This window comes from Streptomyces sp. MMS24-W38 (assembly GCF_059889265.1).
In genome coordinates this window covers 6,604,288-6,623,205 of sequence record NZ_JCBCPP010000001.1, presented here as the reverse complement: position 1 = coordinate 6,623,205, position 18,918 = coordinate 6,604,288, and the positions used below count along the sequence as shown (strand labels likewise).

At 72.2% G+C, this 18,918-nt stretch carries 13 protein-coding genes; 4 read left to right on the top strand and 9 right to left on the bottom strand.

What is annotated here, in order from left to right:
• Positions 1-11: 11 nt before the first annotated feature.
• From AC6F7H_RS29070 to AC6F7H_RS29035, 8 genes are all read right to left on the bottom strand, one after another.
• On the bottom strand, positions 12-947 hold the full coding sequence (locus AC6F7H_RS29070) for a S66 peptidase family protein (protein WP_500760201.1): 936 nt from the start codon (positions 945-947) through the stop codon (positions 12-14).
• Positions 944-2,908, bottom strand: coding sequence for a dipeptidyl-peptidase 5 (locus tag AC6F7H_RS29065; RefSeq protein WP_500760198.1), 1,965 nt, complete (start codon positions 2,906-2,908; stop codon positions 944-946). Before AC6F7H_RS29065 ends, AC6F7H_RS29070 begins: the two co-directional genes overlap by 4 nt.
• 4 nt (positions 2,909-2,912) lie before the next feature.
• Positions 2,913-4,217 carry a M20/M25/M40 family metallo-hydrolase gene (locus AC6F7H_RS29060; RefSeq protein ID WP_500760196.1) on the bottom strand — a complete coding sequence of 435 codons (1,305 nt, stop codon included), beginning with the start codon at positions 4,215-4,217 and terminating at the stop codon, positions 2,913-2,915.
• Entirely contained in the window at positions 4,210-5,043 is an 834-nt protein-coding gene (locus AC6F7H_RS29055) for a M55 family metallopeptidase (protein WP_500760193.1), read from the bottom strand. Before AC6F7H_RS29055 ends, AC6F7H_RS29060 begins: the two co-directional genes overlap by 8 nt.
• Positions 5,044-5,155: 112 nt before the next feature.
• Entirely contained in the window at positions 5,156-5,881 is a 726-nt protein-coding gene (locus tag AC6F7H_RS29050; protein WP_500760190.1) for a class I SAM-dependent methyltransferase, read from the bottom strand.
• 153 nt (positions 5,882-6,034) lie between these two features.
• Positions 6,035-8,551, bottom strand: coding sequence for a SpoIIE family protein phosphatase (locus tag AC6F7H_RS29045; RefSeq protein WP_500760187.1), 2,517 nt, complete (start codon positions 8,549-8,551; stop codon positions 6,035-6,037).
• A gap of 129 nt (positions 8,552-8,680) precedes the next feature.
• Entirely contained in the window at positions 8,681-11,050 is a 2,370-nt protein-coding gene (locus tag AC6F7H_RS29040; protein WP_500760185.1) for an MFS transporter, read from the bottom strand.
• 308 nt (positions 11,051-11,358) lie between these two features.
• Positions 11,359-11,802, bottom strand: a complete 444-nt coding sequence (locus AC6F7H_RS29035) for an SRPBCC family protein (protein ID WP_109376293.1) — start codon at positions 11,800-11,802, stop codon at positions 11,359-11,361.
• A gap of 182 nt (positions 11,803-11,984) precedes the next feature.
• Between AC6F7H_RS29035 and AC6F7H_RS29030 the strand changes: the two genes are divergently transcribed.
• The gene (locus AC6F7H_RS29030; protein WP_500760183.1) at positions 11,985-13,037 is read left to right on the top strand and encodes an Rv2578c family radical SAM protein; all 1,053 of its coding nucleotides are present in this window, start codon (positions 11,985-11,987) and stop codon (positions 13,035-13,037) included.
• Between the two features lie 135 nt (positions 13,038-13,172).
• The gene (locus AC6F7H_RS29025) at positions 13,173-14,750 is read left to right on the top strand and encodes an alpha/beta hydrolase (protein WP_500760181.1); all 1,578 of its coding nucleotides are present in this window, start codon (positions 13,173-13,175) and stop codon (positions 14,748-14,750) included.
• 59 nt (positions 14,751-14,809) lie between these two features.
• Here the strand turns inward: AC6F7H_RS29025 and AC6F7H_RS29020 are convergent, their stop codons facing one another.
• The gene (locus AC6F7H_RS29020; RefSeq protein WP_500760179.1) at positions 14,810-15,418 is read right to left on the bottom strand and encodes an adenylosuccinate lyase; all 609 of its coding nucleotides are present in this window, start codon (positions 15,416-15,418) and stop codon (positions 14,810-14,812) included.
• Between the two features lie 386 nt (positions 15,419-15,804).
• Between AC6F7H_RS29020 and AC6F7H_RS29015 the strand changes: the two genes are divergently transcribed.
• Positions 15,805-17,619 carry a 3-hydroxyacyl-CoA dehydrogenase family protein gene (locus AC6F7H_RS29015; protein WP_500760176.1) on the top strand — a complete coding sequence of 605 codons (1,815 nt, stop codon included), beginning with the start codon at positions 15,805-15,807 and terminating at the stop codon, positions 17,617-17,619.
• A 166-nt stretch (positions 17,620-17,785) separates the two neighbouring features.
• Entirely contained in the window at positions 17,786-18,598 is an 813-nt protein-coding gene (locus AC6F7H_RS29010) for a TetR family transcriptional regulator (protein WP_500762113.1), read from the top strand.
• Positions 18,599-18,918: the final 320 nt, after the last annotated feature.

The following is an 18,918-nucleotide window of genomic DNA, read 5'->3' as shown; positions in this document are numbered from 1 at the left end:
GCCGGACGGGATCAGCTCAGTGCCGGTTCGTCGAGTGTCAGGGTGCCCGCCTCCGCGTCGAGTTCGGCCGGGACGCCGAAGGGGATGGTGAGCGCCCCGTCGCAGTGGCCGAAGCCGAACCGCTCGGCCACTGGCACGCCCAGGCCGCCGAGCCGGTCGGCGAGCAGGGCCCGCACCGTCTCGTACGGCTCGCACTGCACCCAGGAGCCGAGCAGCAGCCCCGACACCCCCTCGAACCATCCGGCCCGCAGGAGTTGGGTGAGGTACCGGTCGAGCCGGTACGGCTCCTCCCCCACGTCCTCCAGGCACAGCAGCCCGCCGCGCGCGGAGCCTCTGGCGTGCGGGGCGCCGAGGTCGGCGGCGAGCAGGGCGAGGCAGCCGCCGAGGGTGACGCCCCGCGCCCGCCCGGGGACCAGCGCGGTGCCGTCGGGGGAGGCGATGGTGCGGACGGTCTCCGGGGCGAGCAGGGTCGCCTTCAAGTGCTCCTGCGCGCGTGCGTTCTTGACGAAGTCGATGCCCGCCACCATCGGCCCGTGCAGGGTGACCAGGCCGAGCCGGGTGGCGAACGCCTCGTGCAGGGCGGTGATGTCGCTGAACCCGACGAACACCTTCGGCCCGGCGGCCCGCATCGCCGTCCAGTCGAGCAGGTCGACCATGCGCTGCGCGCCGTAGCCGCCCCGGGCGCACATCACCACGTCCACGGCGGGGTCGCACCAGGCGGACTGCAGGTCGGCGGCCCGGTCGGCGTCCGTGCCGGCGAGGTAGCCGAAGTCGCGGTGCCGGTCCAGGACATGGGGGGCGACCACCGGGTCGAGGTCCCAGCCGCGCAGCACGTCCAGCCCGCTCTGGAGCCGCTCCTCCGGCACGGGCCCGCTGGGCGCGACGACGGCCACCCGGGCACCGGGACCGGGCCGGGGCGGCCGCAGCAACGGCTCGACCCTGCTCATTCGGTGAGCTCCAGTACCGGCACTCCCTGCACCGTCAGGCCGAACACCTGGGCGTACAGGGACAGTTCCGCCTCCAGGGCCCGCACCATGGTGTCCGTGCGCCGGAAGCCGTGTCCCTCGCCCTCGAAGGTGAGATACGCGTGCGGCACCTTCCTGCCCTTCAGCCGGGCCAGGAACCGCTCGCACTGCACGGGAGGGCAGATGACGTCGTCCAGGCCCTGGAGCAGCAGGAAGGGGGCGGTGAGCCGGTCGGCGTGCGCGGCGGGTGAGCGTTCGGCGTACCGCTCGGGGACCTCGGCGCGCGGGCCGATGAGGCTCTCGAGGTACTCGGACTCGAGGTCGTGGGTCTCCCCCGGGCCCCAGCCGGTCAGGTCGAGCACCGGGTAGAGGATGGTGCCGCAGGCGTAGACGTCGGTCGTGGTGAGGGAGGCGGCCGTGGTCCAGCCGCCGGCGCTGCCGCCGCGGATGGCGAGCCGGTCGCGGTCGGCGGTGCCCTCGTCAACGAGGGCGAGCGCGACGGCCGCGCAGTCCTCGACGTCGACCACGCCCCACTGCTCGCGCAGCCGGTCGCGGTAGGCGCGTCCGTATCCGGTGGAACCGCCGTAGTCGACCTCCACGACGCCGATGCCACGTGAGGTGAAGTAGGCGATCCCCAGGTCGAGCACGAGGGGGGCCCGGCCGGTGGGCCCGCCGTGTGCCCAGACCACGTACGGCGGCAGTTGGCCGTCGGGCGCGACGCAGTCGGGGTGGTGCGGCGGGTACACGTGAGCGTGGATCTCCCGGCCGCCCGGACCGGTGAAGGTGCGGACCTGCGGGTCGGGGTAGTGGGCGGGGTCCACGGCGTCCTTGTGCGGGGCGCCGATCACCCGGGTCCTGCCGGTGCGGGTGTCCAGTTCCACCACCTCGGGGGCGCTGCGGGGGCCGGCTCCGACGGCGACGATCCGCTCGCCGTGCGCCGCGAGCGTGGGCGCGAACTCGGTCCAGGGCCCGGCTGCGTCGACGACCTCGCCCGTCTCGGGGTCGAGTATGCCGAGCGCGGTGGCGCCCCGGCCGTGCACGACGGCGATCAGGCCGCTGTCCAGCGGGGCGAACCAGCGCGATCCCGGCTGCCACAGCGGTCCGCCGAACTCCTCCTCGCGCGGGCAGACCGGTTCGCCGTCGAGGTAGAGGTTCCACCAGCCGGTGCGGTCACTCGTGTGAAGCAGCCGGCCGTCGTGCGTCCAGTCGGCCTGGGCGATGGACTCGCCGGGGCCGCCGGCCACGGTGCGGGCGTTGTGCAGGGTGCCGTCGGGTGCGACCTCGGCGAGACGCAGTTCGGTGCCGTCCCACGGCATGCGCGGATGGTCCCAGGCCAGCCAGGCGACGCGCCGCCCGTCGGGTGACAGGCGCGGACCGGTGACGAACCGGTGCCGGTCGTCGGTGAGTTCACGGACGGCGCCGCGGTTCTCGGCGGCCGAACCGTCCAGCGGTACGGCGGCCAGGACACGGCGCACCTCGCTCGGTCCGTCGCCGGTGAACTCCTCCAGGACGCACCACACCTCGCCGCGGTCCGGCAGCAGCGTCGGCTCGGCCCAGCGCAGCCCCTGCCCCACCGGGGAGAGAGGGGTCAGCGGACTCGGCTCGCCGCCGGGTTCATAGCGGTGGAGGCGCTGGTCGGCGAAGTTCACGAACACCACGAGCGGGTCGTCGTCCCGGACGAACCCGGCCCAGGGTCGTCCGCCGTACTCGACGACCCGGCTGCGCACGTTCCACGGCGCCGACAGCACGGGCACCTCCGTGCCGTCGGAGTGCCGGCGCACCAGGGTGCGCCGACCGCCCTCGGCAGGCCGGGGCTCGGTCCACCACACCTCGTCCCCGACGAACCCCACGAACTCGGGTTTTCCGTCGTGTGCCGCGGCCGTGGCCGCGTCGATGGGCGAGGGCCACTCGCCGTAGGGCAGGGTCCGCACCGTTTCCCCCATTCGCTCAGGCCGTCCGCAGGAACCGGTCGAGGACGCGGACACCGAAGTGGAGCGCCTCGACCGGGACGCGCTCGTCGACTCCGTGGAAGAGGGCCTGGTAGTCGAATCCCTCCGGCAGTTTCAGCGGGGCGAACCCGTAGCCGGTGATACCGAGGCGGGAGAACTGCTTGGCGTCCGTGCCGCCGGACATGCAGTACGGCACGGTGTTCCCCTCGGGCGCGAACTCCTGCACGGCGGCCCGCATCCGCGCGAACGTCCTCGAATCCACCGGCGCCTCGAGGGCCGGCTCCCGGTGTTCGAACTCCCAGTCCACGTCCGGCCCGGTGAGCCGGTCCAAAGTGGCGCGGAACTCGTTCTCCCCGCCGGGCAGATATCGCCCGTCGATGTGGGCCACGGCCTGCCCGGGAATCACGTTGACCTTGTAACCGGCGTCCAGCATCGTCGGGTTGCTGCTGTTGCGGAGGGTGTGCTCGACGAGTTTCGCGGCCGGGCCCAGCTTGGCGAGCAGCGTGTCCACGTCGGACAGGTCGGGGTCGACACCGTACAGGGCGGCGAGTTCGGTGAGCGCCGCACGGACGGTCGGGGTGAGCCGCAGCGGCCACTCGTGCTCGCCTATGCGGGTGACGGCGGCGGCGAGGCGGGTCACCGCGTTGTCCCGGTTGACCTTGGAGCCGTGCCCGGCCCGCCCGCGCGCGGTCAGCTTCAGCCAGGCCGTGCCGCGCTCCCCCGCCGCGATCGGGTAGAGCTGCCGGCCGGAGCCGTCGTGGACGGTGAAGGCGCCCGATTCGCTGATCCCCTCGGTGCAGCCCTCGAAGAGCGCCGCGTGCCGGTCTGCGAGGAACCCGGAGCCGTCCTCGGCGCTGGCCTCCTCGTCCGCGGTGAACGCGATCACGATGTCGCGCCGGGGCCGCACGCCCTGCCGCGCCCAGGCCCGCACCACGGCGAGGATCATCGCGTCCATGTTCTTCATGTCGACGGCGCCGCGACCCCAGACCACCCCGTCGCGCACCTCGCCGGAGAACGGGTGCACGCTCCAGTCGGCGGCCTCGGCCGGTACGACGTCGAGGTGACCGTGGACGAGGAGCGCGTCGGCCGTCGGATCGGTGCCCGCGAGGCGCGCGACGACGTTGGTCCGGCCGGGGGTGCGCTCCAGCAGCACCGGCTCCAGGCCCGCCCCGGCGAGTCGCTCCGCCGCGTACTCGGCGGCGGGCCGCTCCCGGCAGTCGCCCCCGCCCCTGTTGGTGGTGTCGATCCGGATGAGTTCGGAGGTGAACGTCACGACCTCGTCCAGGGCACGTTCGTCAGCCATACTGCTCCTCCACCGCGGCCGAGGCGATCGTGGTGACCGCCTTGAAGGTGCGGATCCCGTCGTGCATGGCCCCGCTCGTGTACGCCACCTTCCGCTCGCCGGCGCGGGCCACGCCCGGCACCACGGTGACGGCCATGGCCAGGTGCTCCGCGTCGAACTCCACCTCGACGGTGAAGGGGCCGGCCACCACCGGCTCCTGACGGACCGCCAGCACGGCGGCCTCCTTCGCCGCGGCCCGGATGTCGGCGGCCGTCCTGACGGGCGTGCGGCACACGGCCGCGTACCGCGACACATGGTCCTTGACCGCGACCTTCAGCGCCCCCGGCGCGTAGCCGAGGGCGTCCTCGCAGGCCACGTCGTCGCCGGTGACCAGGACGACCGGTACCCCGTACTCGGCGACGACGGCCGCGTTGAGCAGGCCCTCGCTGGCCCGTTCGCCGTTCAGCCACACTCCGGTGATGGAGTTGGCGAGGTAGGTGTGCGCGAGGACGCCCTCCATGCCGGCTCCCGCGTGATAGCCGATGAACGCGATGCCGTCCACGTCGCCGTGCTGCACGCCCTCCACCATGGACAGCGACTTGTGCCGCCCGGTGAGCATCTCGGCCCGCTCGTCGAGTCGCTCCAGGAGCAGATTGCGCATGCTCCAGTGCGCCTCGTTGATCAGTACCTCGTCGGCGCCGCCGTCGAAGAAGCCCCGCACGGCGGCGTCGACGTCGGAGGTGAACATCGACCGGCAGCGCTCCCACTGCGGTGTGCCCGGCAGCACGTCGGCGGGCCAGGTGACGCCGGTGGCGCCCTCCATGTCCGCGCTGATGAGGATCTTCATGCGCTCACGCTACGTCGTGGTGCCGAAGCGCGGCCAGGCCTGTGGAAAACTCTCACCGGCCCAGACCAATGACGGGACGGGAACTCGGCCCGCACCCCAGCCGACCTCTATGTCATGCGGCGCGCCCCGCCACGTACCAGGCGGACGGCAGTTCCACGCGGGTGCCCTCGGGCGTGTACTCGGTCGTGGTGAGGGGCAGGGTGCCGGTCGCCAGGAGGGTCAGCCCGGCCGCCGTCAGGAACTCCGGTACCGCCTCGTCCGCCACCTTGCCGGGCGCTATGCCGTGCCGGAGGATCGACGCCAGCTTGGGCGGCGGCCCGGCCGGCGAGGCCGCCAGGTCGCGCAGCACGAGTCCGGCGGCCTCGGAGGGTTCGACGAGGAAGGCCCGGCCGCGCTCGCCGACCAGGGTGGCGATGCCGTCCACCACGGGCTGCCGGTCGTCGGCCTCGCACTGGTGCAGCACACCCCGCAGGTAGACGTTCACGTCGCCGAATTCCGCGTGCAGCCCCTGCGGCTCGTCCTTCTCGGCGGCGTCCAGCTTCCGGTACCCGGCCCGGCCGGCCGGATCGGCCGCACGGGCGTGCTCCAGGGCGGCGGCGGACAGGTCGACACCGAGTACGCACGGGAAACGGTCGGCGAGGAAGCGGGTCTGGGTGCCGTTGCCGCAGCCCAGGTCCACCAGGGGCAGACCGGGGTCGGACAGATGTGGTTCGAACAGGGCCAGGTGACGGGCGACGGTCAGGGTGGGTTCCGCGTCCCAGAACACGGCACCCTGCTCGTCCGGCGCCTCCCGCCAGAATCCCTCCCAGGCCTCCCGGTACCGACTGGTCACGCTCATGCCCAACTCCCCGGGGTGTGAAGCGAACCCGCCCGTGTGACGGACCAGTACGGTGTATCGCGCGCCGGGGCGCGCGGACAAGCACACGGCGTATTCCTTCACGCCTCGTTCGCGCCGGCTCAGCTGCGCGGCAGGGTCAGCAGCGCGGCAGAGTCAGCAGCGCGGCAGGGTCAGTTCGAACCACACGGTCTTGCCGGAGGTGGTCCGACTGGTGCCCCACTCCCGCGCGAGCGTGCTGACCACACGCAGTCCGCGTCCGGCTTCGTCCGTCGGCTCGGCGTCGAGCAGCGTCGGCAGTTCGTGGTCGTCGTCCTCGACCTCGCACAGCAGGGTGTCACCACGGACCAGGCGCAGAGCGACGGGCCGGGCGTGGGCGTGCCGTACGGCGTTGGTGACGAGTTCGCTGACCATCAGCTCGGCATGGTCGGCCGGCTTGCCCACACCCCACTCGTGCAGCTGCTCGCGGACCATGGCGCGGGCCCGGGCGACCTCCGACGGGTCGGGGACGAGCCGCCACTCGGCGACGTGGTCGGGCTCGATGCCGCTCAGGCGTGCCATCAGCAGGGCCACGTCGTCCTTGCGGCCTCCGCGCCCCGCTTCCGAGAACGTCACGGCGAGGGCGCGGATGATGGTGTCGCATGCGTCGTCCATGGACGCGGCCGGGTGGGCGGCGGATTCGCACAGCGTGGCGAGGCCGACACCGATGTCCTCACCACGCACCTCGACCAGCCCGTCCGTGCACATCACCAGCCGGTCGCCGGGCTCGACCCGCACGCGTACCGCCTCGAAGGGCACTCCGCCGACGCCGATCGGGGCGCCGGTGGGCAGGTCGAGCAGTTCGCTGCGGCCGTCCGCCGCGCGGACCAGGACCGGCGGGACGTGTCCGGCGTTGGCGAGGTGGAGCTCGCTCGCGATCGGGTCGTAGACGGCGTACAGGCAGGTCGCCAGGTAGGTGTCGCCGAGCCGCTGCGCGAGGTCGTCGAGATTGCGCAGCAGCTGCGCGGGCGGCAGGTCCAGCGCCGCCATGGTCTGCACGGCCGTACGCAACTGGCCCATCATGGCGGCCGAGTTCAGGCCGTGGCCCATGACGTCGCCGACGACGAACGCGGTGCGGGCGCCGGGCAGTTTCACCGAGTCGAACCAGTCGCCGCCGACCCGGCCTAGCAGGGTGCCCGGCAGGTAGCGGGTGGTGATGTCGCAGCCCGCCATGCGCGGCGGGATGTGCGGGAGCATGCTCTCCTGGAGTGTCTCGGCGACGTTCTCCTGGTACGTGTACATGCGCGCGTTGTCGAGCACCAGGCCCGCGCGGGCGGCGAGTTCGGCGCCGGTGACCCGGTCCATGTCGTTGAAGTCCCGCCGCTCCGGGTGGCGCAGCAGGATCATGAAGCCGAGCACGGCATTGCGCGCCTTCAGCGGCACGACCAGCATGGAGCGGCCGGTGATCAGCGGGCGGATGTCGCGCTTCTCGAACTGCGAGGCGATGGCGTGGCCCATCTCCTCGGTGATGCGCGGCACGAGAACGGGCTCGCCCGTGGTCATGCACTGGAAGAACGGCGTGTGGGCCGGAAAGGGCATGGCCTCGCCGACGGGCACGACGTCGTCCCAGCGGCCGGGTTCGTCGGTGTGCTCGAGGGCGACCCGGTGCCACATGGTGGTGGTGTCGGGCACGCCCTCGTCGAACCCCTCGCCGGCGACGACCTGTTCTCGCAGATAGGTGCCCGCGACGTCGGTGAAGCGGGGCACCACGGCCTTGCTGACCTCGACGATGGTCCGCGACAGGTCGAGGGAGGTGCCGATCCGGGAGCTGACCTCGTTGAGGAACTCCAGGTGCTCGCGGACGGCGGCGTACTCGAGGTCCTCGTCCTCCTCCCGCAGTTCCTCGGGCACCGGTCGGCCGGCCGCGCGGGCCCGTGCCGCCCGCTCCCGGCGCGCCTTGCGCTCGGCGCGCCGGGGCACCCCCCAGTCGGGGGTGACGGGCACCCGGTCGTTCTGGCTGAACTCAAGGACGGGATAGCCCAGTTCGAGCACCTGGGCGACGATGCGGGCGCTCTCTTCGACGCTCATGCTGGGCAGGATCTCGGGGAGCCGGCGGGCCAGGTCCGCGGAGCCGGGGAAGTCGGTGTGCAGGGCGAATCCGGGGGCGATCCGCTCGAACACCTCCGTCTCCTCGCCGTGCAGCGCCTCCGCGTCGGCGGCGAGCACCAGCAGCCGCTCGCGCCCGGGGCCGACCAGCGGGTAGGCCCACCACAGCACGTCGACCCGGCCGGACCGGGACACGGCGGCGGTGGCGGCGAGGCGGGCACGGCCCGCGGCCGGATAGGAAAGGCCCTGGTCGAGGGAGAACTCGAGACCAGGGCCGAGACCGTCATGGGCTGCGTACGAACCGTACGAGCCGTGTGAATCGTGCCGGGCGGCCGGTCCGCCCTCCTCCTCGCCGCCGCCGGGGAGGGCCCCGGAGACGGGCAGCAGATCGGCGGCGGAGCGGCCGAGGGCATCATCCTTGGCGTGCCCGAACAGGCGCCGCGCTCCCGTACTCCAGTGCGAGACGAGCCCGTCGCGGTCCACCACGACGACGGCCAGCGGGATGCGGCCGACGCCGAGGCCCTCGACCGACTCGCCGTCCTCGGCTCCCTGGTCGGCCGGTGCGTCCCGCTTGGTGCCACGGTCCATGGCCCAGGCCCTCTCTCCCCACGGCTCCCAAGATCTGTACCGCCGTCACCACCGTACGGCCATGGCCGGTGGCGATGTGCGGCAATACGGGAATTGCCCGCCGGGTACGCATCCGGGTTCGGCCCGTGGTCAGTCTTCGTGGCCCAGTTGCAGGTCCCGTTCGGTGCGGCCGCCCCCGGCGACCTGGAGCACGGTGGCGACCGGCGGATAGCCGGCGGCGATGACGGTGTACTCGCCGGACGACAGGTCGACGAACCGGAAGGTTCCGTCCGGCCCGGTGGTGAGGGTGTCGACCACGTTGCCCGCCGCGTCCAGCAGGGTCACGCGCGCGTCCTCCACGGCCCGTCCGCCACCGGCCCGCACGGTGCCGCGCAGCACGGCGCCACCGGCCAGTTCGACGTCCTGACGGGTCTCCCGGGCGGCCTGGACGGTGACGGGGAGCGCGGCCGGGCGGAACGCGGGCGCGCTCGCGGCGAGGGTGTACTCACCGGCCACCAGCTCGGTGATCTCGTAGCCGCCCTCCCGGCCGCTGCGGGTGGTGGCGACGACCTCCCCGTGGACGTTGGTCAGGGTCACGATGGCGTCCCGTACGGGCGAGCCGTCGGCGGTGAGCACACAGCCGGCGAGGCGGCCCGCGCCCCCGAGGACGACGTCCAGCTCGACGGGCCGTTCGCCGACGGTCACCGAGACCGCCTGCGGCTGGTGCCCGCCCGCGGCGGCGATCAGGACGTACGACCCCGGGCCGGGGGTGGCCAGTGCGTACCGCCCATCGGCGCCGCTCGCGCCCCGCCCGATCTGCTGCCCGGCGACGTCGATGAGGGTGAGCGCGGCGCGCGGTACCACGGTCCCGTCCGGATGCTGGACGGTGCCGCAGACGGCGATGCCCGCGGCGTGCGGCGACCGGGCCTGCGGCACGGGCGCCGTCATGTGCGGTGTTTCCGCTGTCGGGTCGGCGGTGGGGGCGTAGTGGGACACCAGGGGTTTCTCCTTGAGGAAGAAGGTGATGAGCAGTCCGAGGACGAGCACCGGCACCAGGTAGAGGAAGATGCGCGGCATGGCGTCGGCGTAGGCCTGGATGTAGAGGTCGCGCAGTGCGGGCGGCAGCGCGTGCACGAACTGCGGGGTGATCGACTCGGCATCGGGCAGCCCCGCGCCCTCCCCCGCCGGGAGCCGTTCGGCGAGCGCGTCGGTGAGCCGGCCGGCGAAGAGGGTGCCGAAGACCGCGGCGCCGACGCTGCCGCCGATCTGCCGGAAGTAGTTGTTGGCGCTGGTGGCGGTGCCGAGGTCGCCGGGGCGCACGGAGTTCTGCACGGCGAGGACCAGTACGGGCATCACCATGCCGATGCCGGTGCCGAGGACGGCCATCCAGATGCTGTAGTGCAGCCGGGGCGTGCCGGGTTCGAGGCGGGACAGCAGCCACGTGCCGGCGATCGAGAGGACGGCGCCGAGCAGGGGATGGCGCCGGTAGCGGCCGGTGCGGCTGATGAGCTGCCCGGAGACGATGGAGGCGCCGACGATGCCGGCCATCATGGGCAGCATCAACAGGCCCGACTCGGTGGCCGTGGCACCGTCGACCATCTGCAGGTACGTCGGCAGGTAGCTGGCCGCGCCGAACAGGGCGACGCCGATCACCAGCCCCACCAGGGCGGTGACGTTGAAGACGGAGTCCCTGAACAGCCGGAGTGGGATGAGGGGTTCGGCAGCGAAGCGCTCGACGACGAGGAAGAGCACGGCGGCCGCAGCGCCGCCCGCGCCGAGGCCGAGGACGACGCGCGAGTCCCAGGCGTACTCGGTCCCGCCCCAACTGGTCAGCAGCACCAGGCAGGTGGAGGCCGCGGCCAGCAGCAGGGCGCCGAGGACGTCCAGACGGGGTCTGGCGGAGGGCTTGGGGAGTTTCAGCACCAGGGCGACGACGACCAGGGTCAGGACGCCGAAGGGCACGTTGAAGTAGAAACACCAACGCCATGACAGACGGTCGGTGAAGTAGCCGCCGAGCAGCGGCCCGGCGACCGAGGCGAGGCCGAAGGCGGCACCGATCAGGCCCATGAACCGGCCGCGTTCCCGTGCGGGCACGATGTCCGCGATGATCGTCTGGACGCCGATCATCAGTCCGCCCGCGCCGGCGCCCTGCACCGCGCGGTAGGCGATCAGCTGGTCCATGGTCTGTGCCCGGCCCGCGAGCGCGGAGCCGACGACGAAGACGACGATCGCGAACTGGAAGACGCCCTTGCGGCCGAACAGGTCGCCGAGCTTGCCGTAGATCGGCAGTCCGATGGTGGCGGTGAGCAGATAGGCGGTGATCGCCCAGGACATCCGGTCCAGGCCGTGCAGTTCGCCGACGATCTTCGGCAGGGCGGTGGCGACGATCATCTGCTCGAGGGCGGCGAGCAGCAACGCCAGCATCAGTGCGAAGAACACCAGCCGCACCCTGCGTCGGCTCAACGCCGGGCCCACCGGCCCCTGACGGGGCTCCGCACCGGGTTCCGCTTCGTACTCCAAGCCGTAATCCGCGCCGTAATCCGGGACCGCCTCCGGACCCGGTCCGTGAGCCCGTTCCGGCGGCGGACGCTCGGCCGACGGGGCCGTCGCCGCGACCGCTTCGTCCTGCGTCAGAGTGATCCCGCCGGTGCCGCCCACGTGCCGCTCCCCTCGTCGCGCTGCCACACAATTCCCGCGTAAAAGCGACAACTACGAGCAAGCGCGACGAGTTACGGCATACGGAAGGCCGGTGCGGAGATCACTCGAACCGGTGAGGAGAGCCGCCCGGGAGCCAACCTCCCCTCGTCACCGACCTCTTGGAGCGACGGCTACTTCTCGACCTCGGCGGCCAGCTTGGCCAGCAGCGCGTCATAGATGCGCCCGAGCCCCTTGGGCGCGAAGGTCCTCTCGAAGAAGCCGCCGATACCGCCCGCACCCGTCCAGGTGGTGGTCACGACGACCCGGGACCTGCCCTCCCCGGCCGGGGTGACGCGCCAGACGGTGACCATCGAGGAGTTGCGGTCCTTCTCGACCAGTTCACCATCGCTCGGTTCGGTGACCTCCAGGAGGCAGTCGCGGACGCGCTTGCTGGTGGCCTGGAGCTTCCAGTGGACGAGGCTGCCCTCCCCGTCGCCGCCCTCCCGGACCTCGTACTCGCTGAACTGCTCGGGCAGCAGCCTCGCGCGCGTGCCGCTGTAGTCGGCGATGGCGTCGAACACCGTCTCCGCGTCCGCCGCGACGATCCGCTCCGTAGTGGCCTCGACCTGCGCCATCGATTTCCTCCAGGACATGAGTTCTCAGGGTGCTCAAGGGGTCGGCGCAAGCCAATCACCCCCTCACCCGGCCCCTCAAATCGGGAGTCCGGAACTGATCGGGAGGGTGACCGAAGATGTCGTTCACACGATCAAGGGAACACTTGTTCTATTCTGTGGGCCAGTGCTACCGAGGAGGTGTCATGCGCTGGGAGAACCTCGCACCGGACTCCGAACACAGCCGGGCCGACGCCGCGCTGTTCGACGCGGAGGCGGTGACCACCCGTACCTTCGACACACCGGAGTTCGCCGGAATCACGTTCCACGAGATCCGCGCCCGCTCGGTCCTCAACCGGGTACCCGGGGCCTCCCGCATGCCCTTCGAGTGGACCGTGAATCCCTACCGGGGCTGCACACACGCGTGTGTGTACTGCTTCGCGCGCAAGTCGCACAGCTATCTGGACCTCGACACGGGCATCGGCTTCGACAGCCAGATCGTGGTGAAGGTGAACGCGCCCGACGTGCTGCGCCGTCAGCTCGCCGCCCGGCGCTGGCAGGGCGAGCACATAGCGATGGGCACGAACGTCGACTGCTACCAGCGCGCGGAGGGCCGTTACCGGCTGATGCCGGGCATCCTCGCCGCGCTGCGGGACCACGCGAATCCCTTCTCGATCCTCACCAAGGGCACGCTGATCCTGCGCGACCTGGAGCTGCTGCGGCAGGCGGCCCAGGTCACCGACATCGGCGTCTCGGTCTCCGTGGGCTTCACCGACACCGGGCTGTGGCGCACGGTGGAGCCGGGCACGCCCGCACCGGAACGCAGGCTGGAGGTCGTGCGGACGCTCGCCGCGCACGGCATCGGCTGCGGGGTCCTGATGGCGCCGGTGATCCCCTTCCTGGGCGACCGCCCGGAGCAACTGCGGGCCACCGTACGGGCGATCGCCGCGGCGGGCGCCACCTCCGTCACGCCGCTGGTGCTGCATCTGCGGCCGGGCGCCCGCGAGTGGTTCATGTCCTGGCTCGGGCGGCATCACCCGTACCTGGTGAGCCGGTACGAGCGGCTGTACGCGGAGGGCGCCTACGCCCCGAAGTGGTACCAGCGCCGGGTCACCCGTCAGGTGCACGACCTGGCCCGGGAGTACGGCATCGGCCCCACGCGCGCGGAGCTGCCCCACCGCGTGGGGCCCACCGGGGCGGCCGGGCCGCCGCTCTCCGGATCTCCCAGGTCCGGCCCGACCCAACTCTCGCTCCTTTAGGAGCGTTCGAGGGCATCGGGCAACCCGATCGGGTCAAGAGTCGGTAGAACACGTTCATCCGGGGGCGCGTTCCGGGACGATGCCGCGTGAACCGTGAGTCCCGCGGTTCACCGACCCTCCGCCCTGGGAGGCCCCATGAGGAAACGCACAGCAGTGCTGTGCAGTGCCGCCGCCGTCATGGCCGGGAGTCTGACGGCCCTGCCCGCCGAAGCGGCCGCACCGAGCGGCGCCGACGCGTTCCGCGCGGCGAAGCCGGTGTGGAAGGAGTGCGGCACCAAGAGCCATCCGACGCTGCAGTGCGCGTCCGTCGAAGTGCCGCTCGACCACGCCCGTCCCGACGGGCAAAGGATCACGCTCGCGCTGTCCCGCGTACCGCACACCGCGAAGACGTACCAGGGCCCTCTCCTGGTGAACCCCGGCGGCCCCGGCGGCAGCGGGCTGGCGCTCGCCGGGTTCGTCGCCGCCTCGCTGCCGAAGGAGGTGGCCGCCCAGTACGACGTGATCGGCTTCGACCCGCGCGGTGTGGGCGCGAGCAAGCCCGCACTGGACTGCGCGCCGAACCACTTCGCCCCGGTGCGGCCGGACCCGGTGCCGAGCACACCCGCGGCGGAGCGGGCCAGCCTCGAGCGCGTGAAGTCGTTCGCCGACGCCTGCGGCAAGAAGTACGCGGATCTGCTGCCGCACGTGAACACGACCAGCGCGGTCCGCGACATGGACGTGATCCGTCAGGCGCTGGGCGCGAAGAAGCTCAGCTACCTCGGCTACTCCTACGGCACCTATCTGGGCGCCGTGTACGCCAAGCTGTTCCCGGAGCGGGTGCGGCGCCTGGTCCTGGACTCGATCGTCGACCCCACCGAGGTGTGGTACGACTCCAACCTGGACCAGGACCGCGCCTTCGACGAGCGCCACCGCGCCCTCATGGGCTGGATCGCCGAGCACGACGCCACGTACAGGCTCGGCACCGACGCGAAGAAGATCGAGGCCAAGTGGTACGCGATGCGCGCGGCCCTGGCCGAGAAGCCCGCCGACGGCAAGGTGGGCGCCGCCGAGCTGGAGGACACCTTCCTCCCGGGCGGCTACTACAACGGCTACTGGCCCTACCTGGCGGAGGCGTTCGCGGCGTACGTGAACGACGCCGACGCCGGGCCGCTGATCCGGACGTACGAGGACTTCGGCGCGGTCGACGCCGCCGGCGACAACGGCTACAGCGTCTACACGGCGGTCGAGTGCCGGGACGCGTCCTGGCCGCGGGACTGGCGGCAGTGGCGCAAGGACAACTGGGAGGTGCACGAGGAGGCGCCGTTCATGGCCTGGAACAACGCCTGGTACAACGCACCGTGCGCGTTCTGGCCGACCCGGTCGTTGCGGCCGGTGAACATCGCCAACGGGAAGCTGCCGCCGGCGCTGCTGTTCCAGGCCACCGACGACGCGGCCACTCCGTACCGGGGCGGTGTGACGGTCCACCGGCTGCTCACCCGCTCCAGCCTGGTGGTCGAGGAGGGCGGGGGCAACCACGGCATCACGCTGAGCGGCAACGCCTGCCTCGACGGGCATCTGGCGGCGTATCTGGCCGACGGGACCGTGCCACGCGGTCACGGTCGGGCCGACGCGGTGTGCGAGGCCCTGCCCGATCCGACGCCGCGGACGTCGAAGGCGACGCCGAGCACGGCACGCGGATCGACCCTGCACGGCCTGCTCGGCTTCCGCAGCTGAGTATCCGACGGGCCGACCGACCGGGCCGTGCCGACGTCGGCGCCCCTCGGTCGGCCCCGCTACCTCTGGCCGGGAATGCGCGGGCCGGATGTTCGGCGCTGCCGGGGGATCCGGGCCAGGGCGTGGACCGCCGCCTCGGCCAGCGCCGGGTGGGCGAGGGCCTCGTTCAGGACGGGTTCGGCGCGGGCGTCGCCGAGTTCGCCCAGCCCCTCCACACACGCGAGGGCGACCCGGCGGTACGGGTCGTGGGGGCGCAGCCTGCGCCGCAGGGTGGTGATCAGGGCGGGCACCGCCTCCGGGGCGCGCAGTTCGACCAGCAGGCGTACCGGGTGCAGGGCGTAGGCGACACGGAGTTCGTTGGTGGCGAGCGCGGCGGCGGCGCGGGCGGTGCGCGGGTCGCCGAGCCGGGCCAGCGCGTGCGCGGCGCCGGCGCAGCGCGGGGGGTCGCGGTGGTTGAGGAGGAGCACCAGGGACTCGAAGGCCCGCCGGTCACCCGCCAACCCCAGTCGGAAGGCGGCCAGTTCCCTGGCCCACAGCGGCTGCCCGGGTTCGGTGAGCACGGCGGCCAGGGCATCGGGGTCCTCGATCGCCAGGAGCCGGTCGAGGGCCGCCGGGCCGGACGCCTCGGCCCGTAAGCGCTCCGTGAGCGAACGCAACTCTTCGTCCATGCACCAGAGGTTAGGTGCCCGGGGAGTCGATCGGGACGTACATCACAAACACCGGGGGCTGGCGCGCTCGTTACCCGCAAGTTAAGCTCAGAGGAGCGAGTGACCCACTCGTGTTTTCGTTTCCTGCTTTCTGTTTCTCCTCACGGTGGTCTGGTGACGCGGCCACGGTGAGTGCAGTCGGTTCGGTACTCGTGTACCGCAGTACGGCTCGGCCCCGGGACAGGGCCGGTCGGACCGCCGTTTCCGGGCGTGCACGCGCCCGCCGCGACGGCATCGGGCGTGTGCGCTCGCAGCCCGGCATCACCCGCACTCCGCTCGCACCCCGTGCGCCCTCGGCGCATCCGGGCGCGGTTTCCGTCGTCACCCTCATTTCCTGGAGTCCCTCGATGGCCACTCCCCTGTCCCCCCAGTCCGGCGCTCCCGTGTCCCCGTTCAGGACCATCGCCGTCGTCGGCCTCGGCACCATGGGCACCGGCATCGCCGAGGTCCTGGCCAAGGCCGGCCGCGAGGTCGTCGGCGTCGACATCAGTGCGGCCCAGGCCGCGCGGTGCGTCGCCACCCTGGAGTCCTCGACCGCCCACGCCGTGGAGCGCGGACGGCTCACCGCACAGGAGCGCACGGACCTCCTCGCCCGCGTGACCACCTCGACCGACCTCACGGCGGCGGCCGACGCCGACCTGGTGATCGAGGTGGCGCCGGAGTCGTACGGGATCAAGCAGCAGATCTTCCGTGAACTCGACGCCGTCGTGCGGCCGGAGACGATCCTGGCGACCGGCACCAACGCCCTGTCGGTCACCCGCCTCGCCGCCGAATCGACCCGCCCCGAGCGCGTGCTGGGCCTGCACTTCTTCAACCCCGCCCCGGCGATGAAGCTGGTGGAGGTCGTCTCCTCGGTGCTGACCGCGCCGGAGGCCGTCACCGCGGTCACCGACCTCGCCCTGGACCTGGGCAAGGAGCCCGTCGCGGTGGGCGACCGGCCCGGATTCCTCGCCGACGGGCTGCTGTTCGGCTACCTCAACCAGGCCGCCACGATGTACGAGGCGCACTACGCCTCCCGCGAGGACATCGACGCGGCGATGCGTCTGGGCTGCGGTCTGCCCATGGGTCCGCTGGCGCTGCTCGACCTGATCGGTGTGGACACCGCGCGTACGGTCCTGGAGGCCATGTACGCGGAGTCCCACGACCGGTTGCACGCGCCGGCCCCGATCCTCAAGCAGCTGAGCGAGGCGGGGCTGACGGGCCGCAAGGCCGGGCGTGGTTTCTACACGTACGAGGAACCGGGCAGCGCCGTCGTCGTGCGGGACGCGCTGACCCCCTTGGCGGGCGGTTCCCCCGTCGCGGGCCGGCCGGTCCGCTCGGTGGGGGTGGCGGGTTCGGGCACCATGGCCTCCGGTATCGCCGAGGTGTTCGCGAAGGCCGGCTACGAGGTGGTCCTGGCCGCCCGCAGCGATGAGAAGGCACAGGGCGCCAAGGCGCGTATCGGCAAGTCCCTGGCGCGCTCCGTCGACAAGGGGCGGATGACCGCCGAGGCCGCCGCCCAGACCCTTGAACGCGTCCGGCCTACGGGCACCTACGACGACTTCGCCGACGTGGATCTGGCGGTCGAGGCGGTCGCCGAGGAACTGGAGGTCAAGCAGCAGCTGTTCGCCGCGCTGGACAAGGTCTGCAAGCCGGGCGCGGTGCTCGCCACCACCACCTCGTCCCTGCCCGTGATCGCCTGCGCCCGTGCCACCTCGCGTCCGCAGGACGTGATCGGCATGCACTTCTTCAACCCGGCGCCGGCCATGAAGCTGGTCGAGGTGGTCCGCACGGTGCTGACCGCCGACGATGTCCACGCGACGGTGCGCGAGGTCTGCCGGGCGATCCGCAAGCACGCCGTGGACTGCGGCGACCGGGCCGGGTTCATCGTCAACGCGCTGCTGTTCCCGTACCTCAACAACGCGGTCAAGATGGTGCAGGAGCACTACGCCTCCCTCGACGACATCGACGCCGCGATGAAGCTGGGCGGCGGCTACCCGATGGGCCCCTTCGAGCTGCTGGACGTCGTCGGGCTGGACGTCTCACTCGCGATCGAGAAGGTCCTGCACCGCGAGTTCCGCGACCCGGGACTCGCTCCGGCACCGCTGCTGGAGCACCTGGTGGCCGCGGGCTGCCTCGGCCGCAAGACCGGCCGTGGCTTCCGCGAATATGTCAAGCGCTGAGCAGCACCGCCTGGACGACTGGTTCCGCGGCACCGCCCAGTGGGGCGGGCTGCTGGATCCCGGCCGGTTCGCGCAGCCCACGGGCCGCACGGCTTCCCCGCCCCCGGAAGGCGGGGAAGCCGCCGGCCCCGCGCGCCGAGCCGCGCACATGCAGTACGTTCGGGGCATGTCCCAGCCCGCCAAGTCCGCCCGTACACCAGCCACGACCGAGCCGCCGGAGCGTTCCACCGGCAGTCGCGCAGCCGCCCAGCGGCTCAAGATGCGCCGGGAACTGGCGGCCGCCGCGATGGAGCTGTTCGCGACCAAGGGGTACGAGGCCACCACCGTCGACGAGATCGCGGCCGCGGCCGGGGTCGCCCGCCGCACCTTCTTCCGGCACTTCCGCTCCAAGGAAGAGGCGATCTTCCCGGATCACGACGACACCCTGGTGCGCGCCGAGGCGGTGCTCAACGCCGCGCCGGCGCACGAGCATCCGCTCGACACGGTGTGCCGCGGCATCAAGGAGGTCATGAAGATGTACGCGGCGCAGCCGGAAATCTCCATCGCCCGCTACCGGCTGACGCGCGAGGTGCCCACGCTGCGCGAGGCGGAGATCGCCTCGGTGGCCCGTTACGAGCGTCTCTTCACCCGTTATCTGCTCGGCCACTTCGACGAGCACGCGAACGACGAGGACACGGGCGACGAGCCGCTGCTGGCGGAGGTCGCGGCGTCCGCCGTGGTCACCGCGCACAACCATGTGCTCCGGCGCTGGCTCAGGGCGGACGGCCAGGGCGATGTGGAGGCGGAGCTCGACCACGCCTTCTCGATCGTCCGCAGGACCTTCGGGAGCGGGATCATGGCGGGCCGCCGCGCCGCGCCGCCGAAGCCGCCCGCCGCCTCGGTGTCCGACCGGGGTGAGGTGCTGGTGACGGTCGCCCGCACCGACGCCCCGCTCGACGAGGTGATGAGGACCATCGAACAGGCCCTCAAAGAGCGCTGAGAGAGCCCTGGCGCACGCTGAGCGCCTCTCCCACCACTGTGACGACGGCCACCCCCCGGGGTGGCCGTTTTGCCATGCCGGGCCCCTTTTGGCACCCCCTTCGGGCACCGTTCGATCGATCATCGCTCATTTGTCACGTAAAGATTTCATCTGAGACCGATTAATGGCACCCAGTGCCTTGCGCACTGTCACGCCGTGCCATACGTTGAAGGAGTCCGGGCGGCCGGCGCGCAGAGACCATTCGTGTGCCGGCTGTCCCAGCAAGCCTTTCCCAGGCCTGCCCGCCCGGACGCCTGCGTCACAGGCACCTCCCGCGCCAC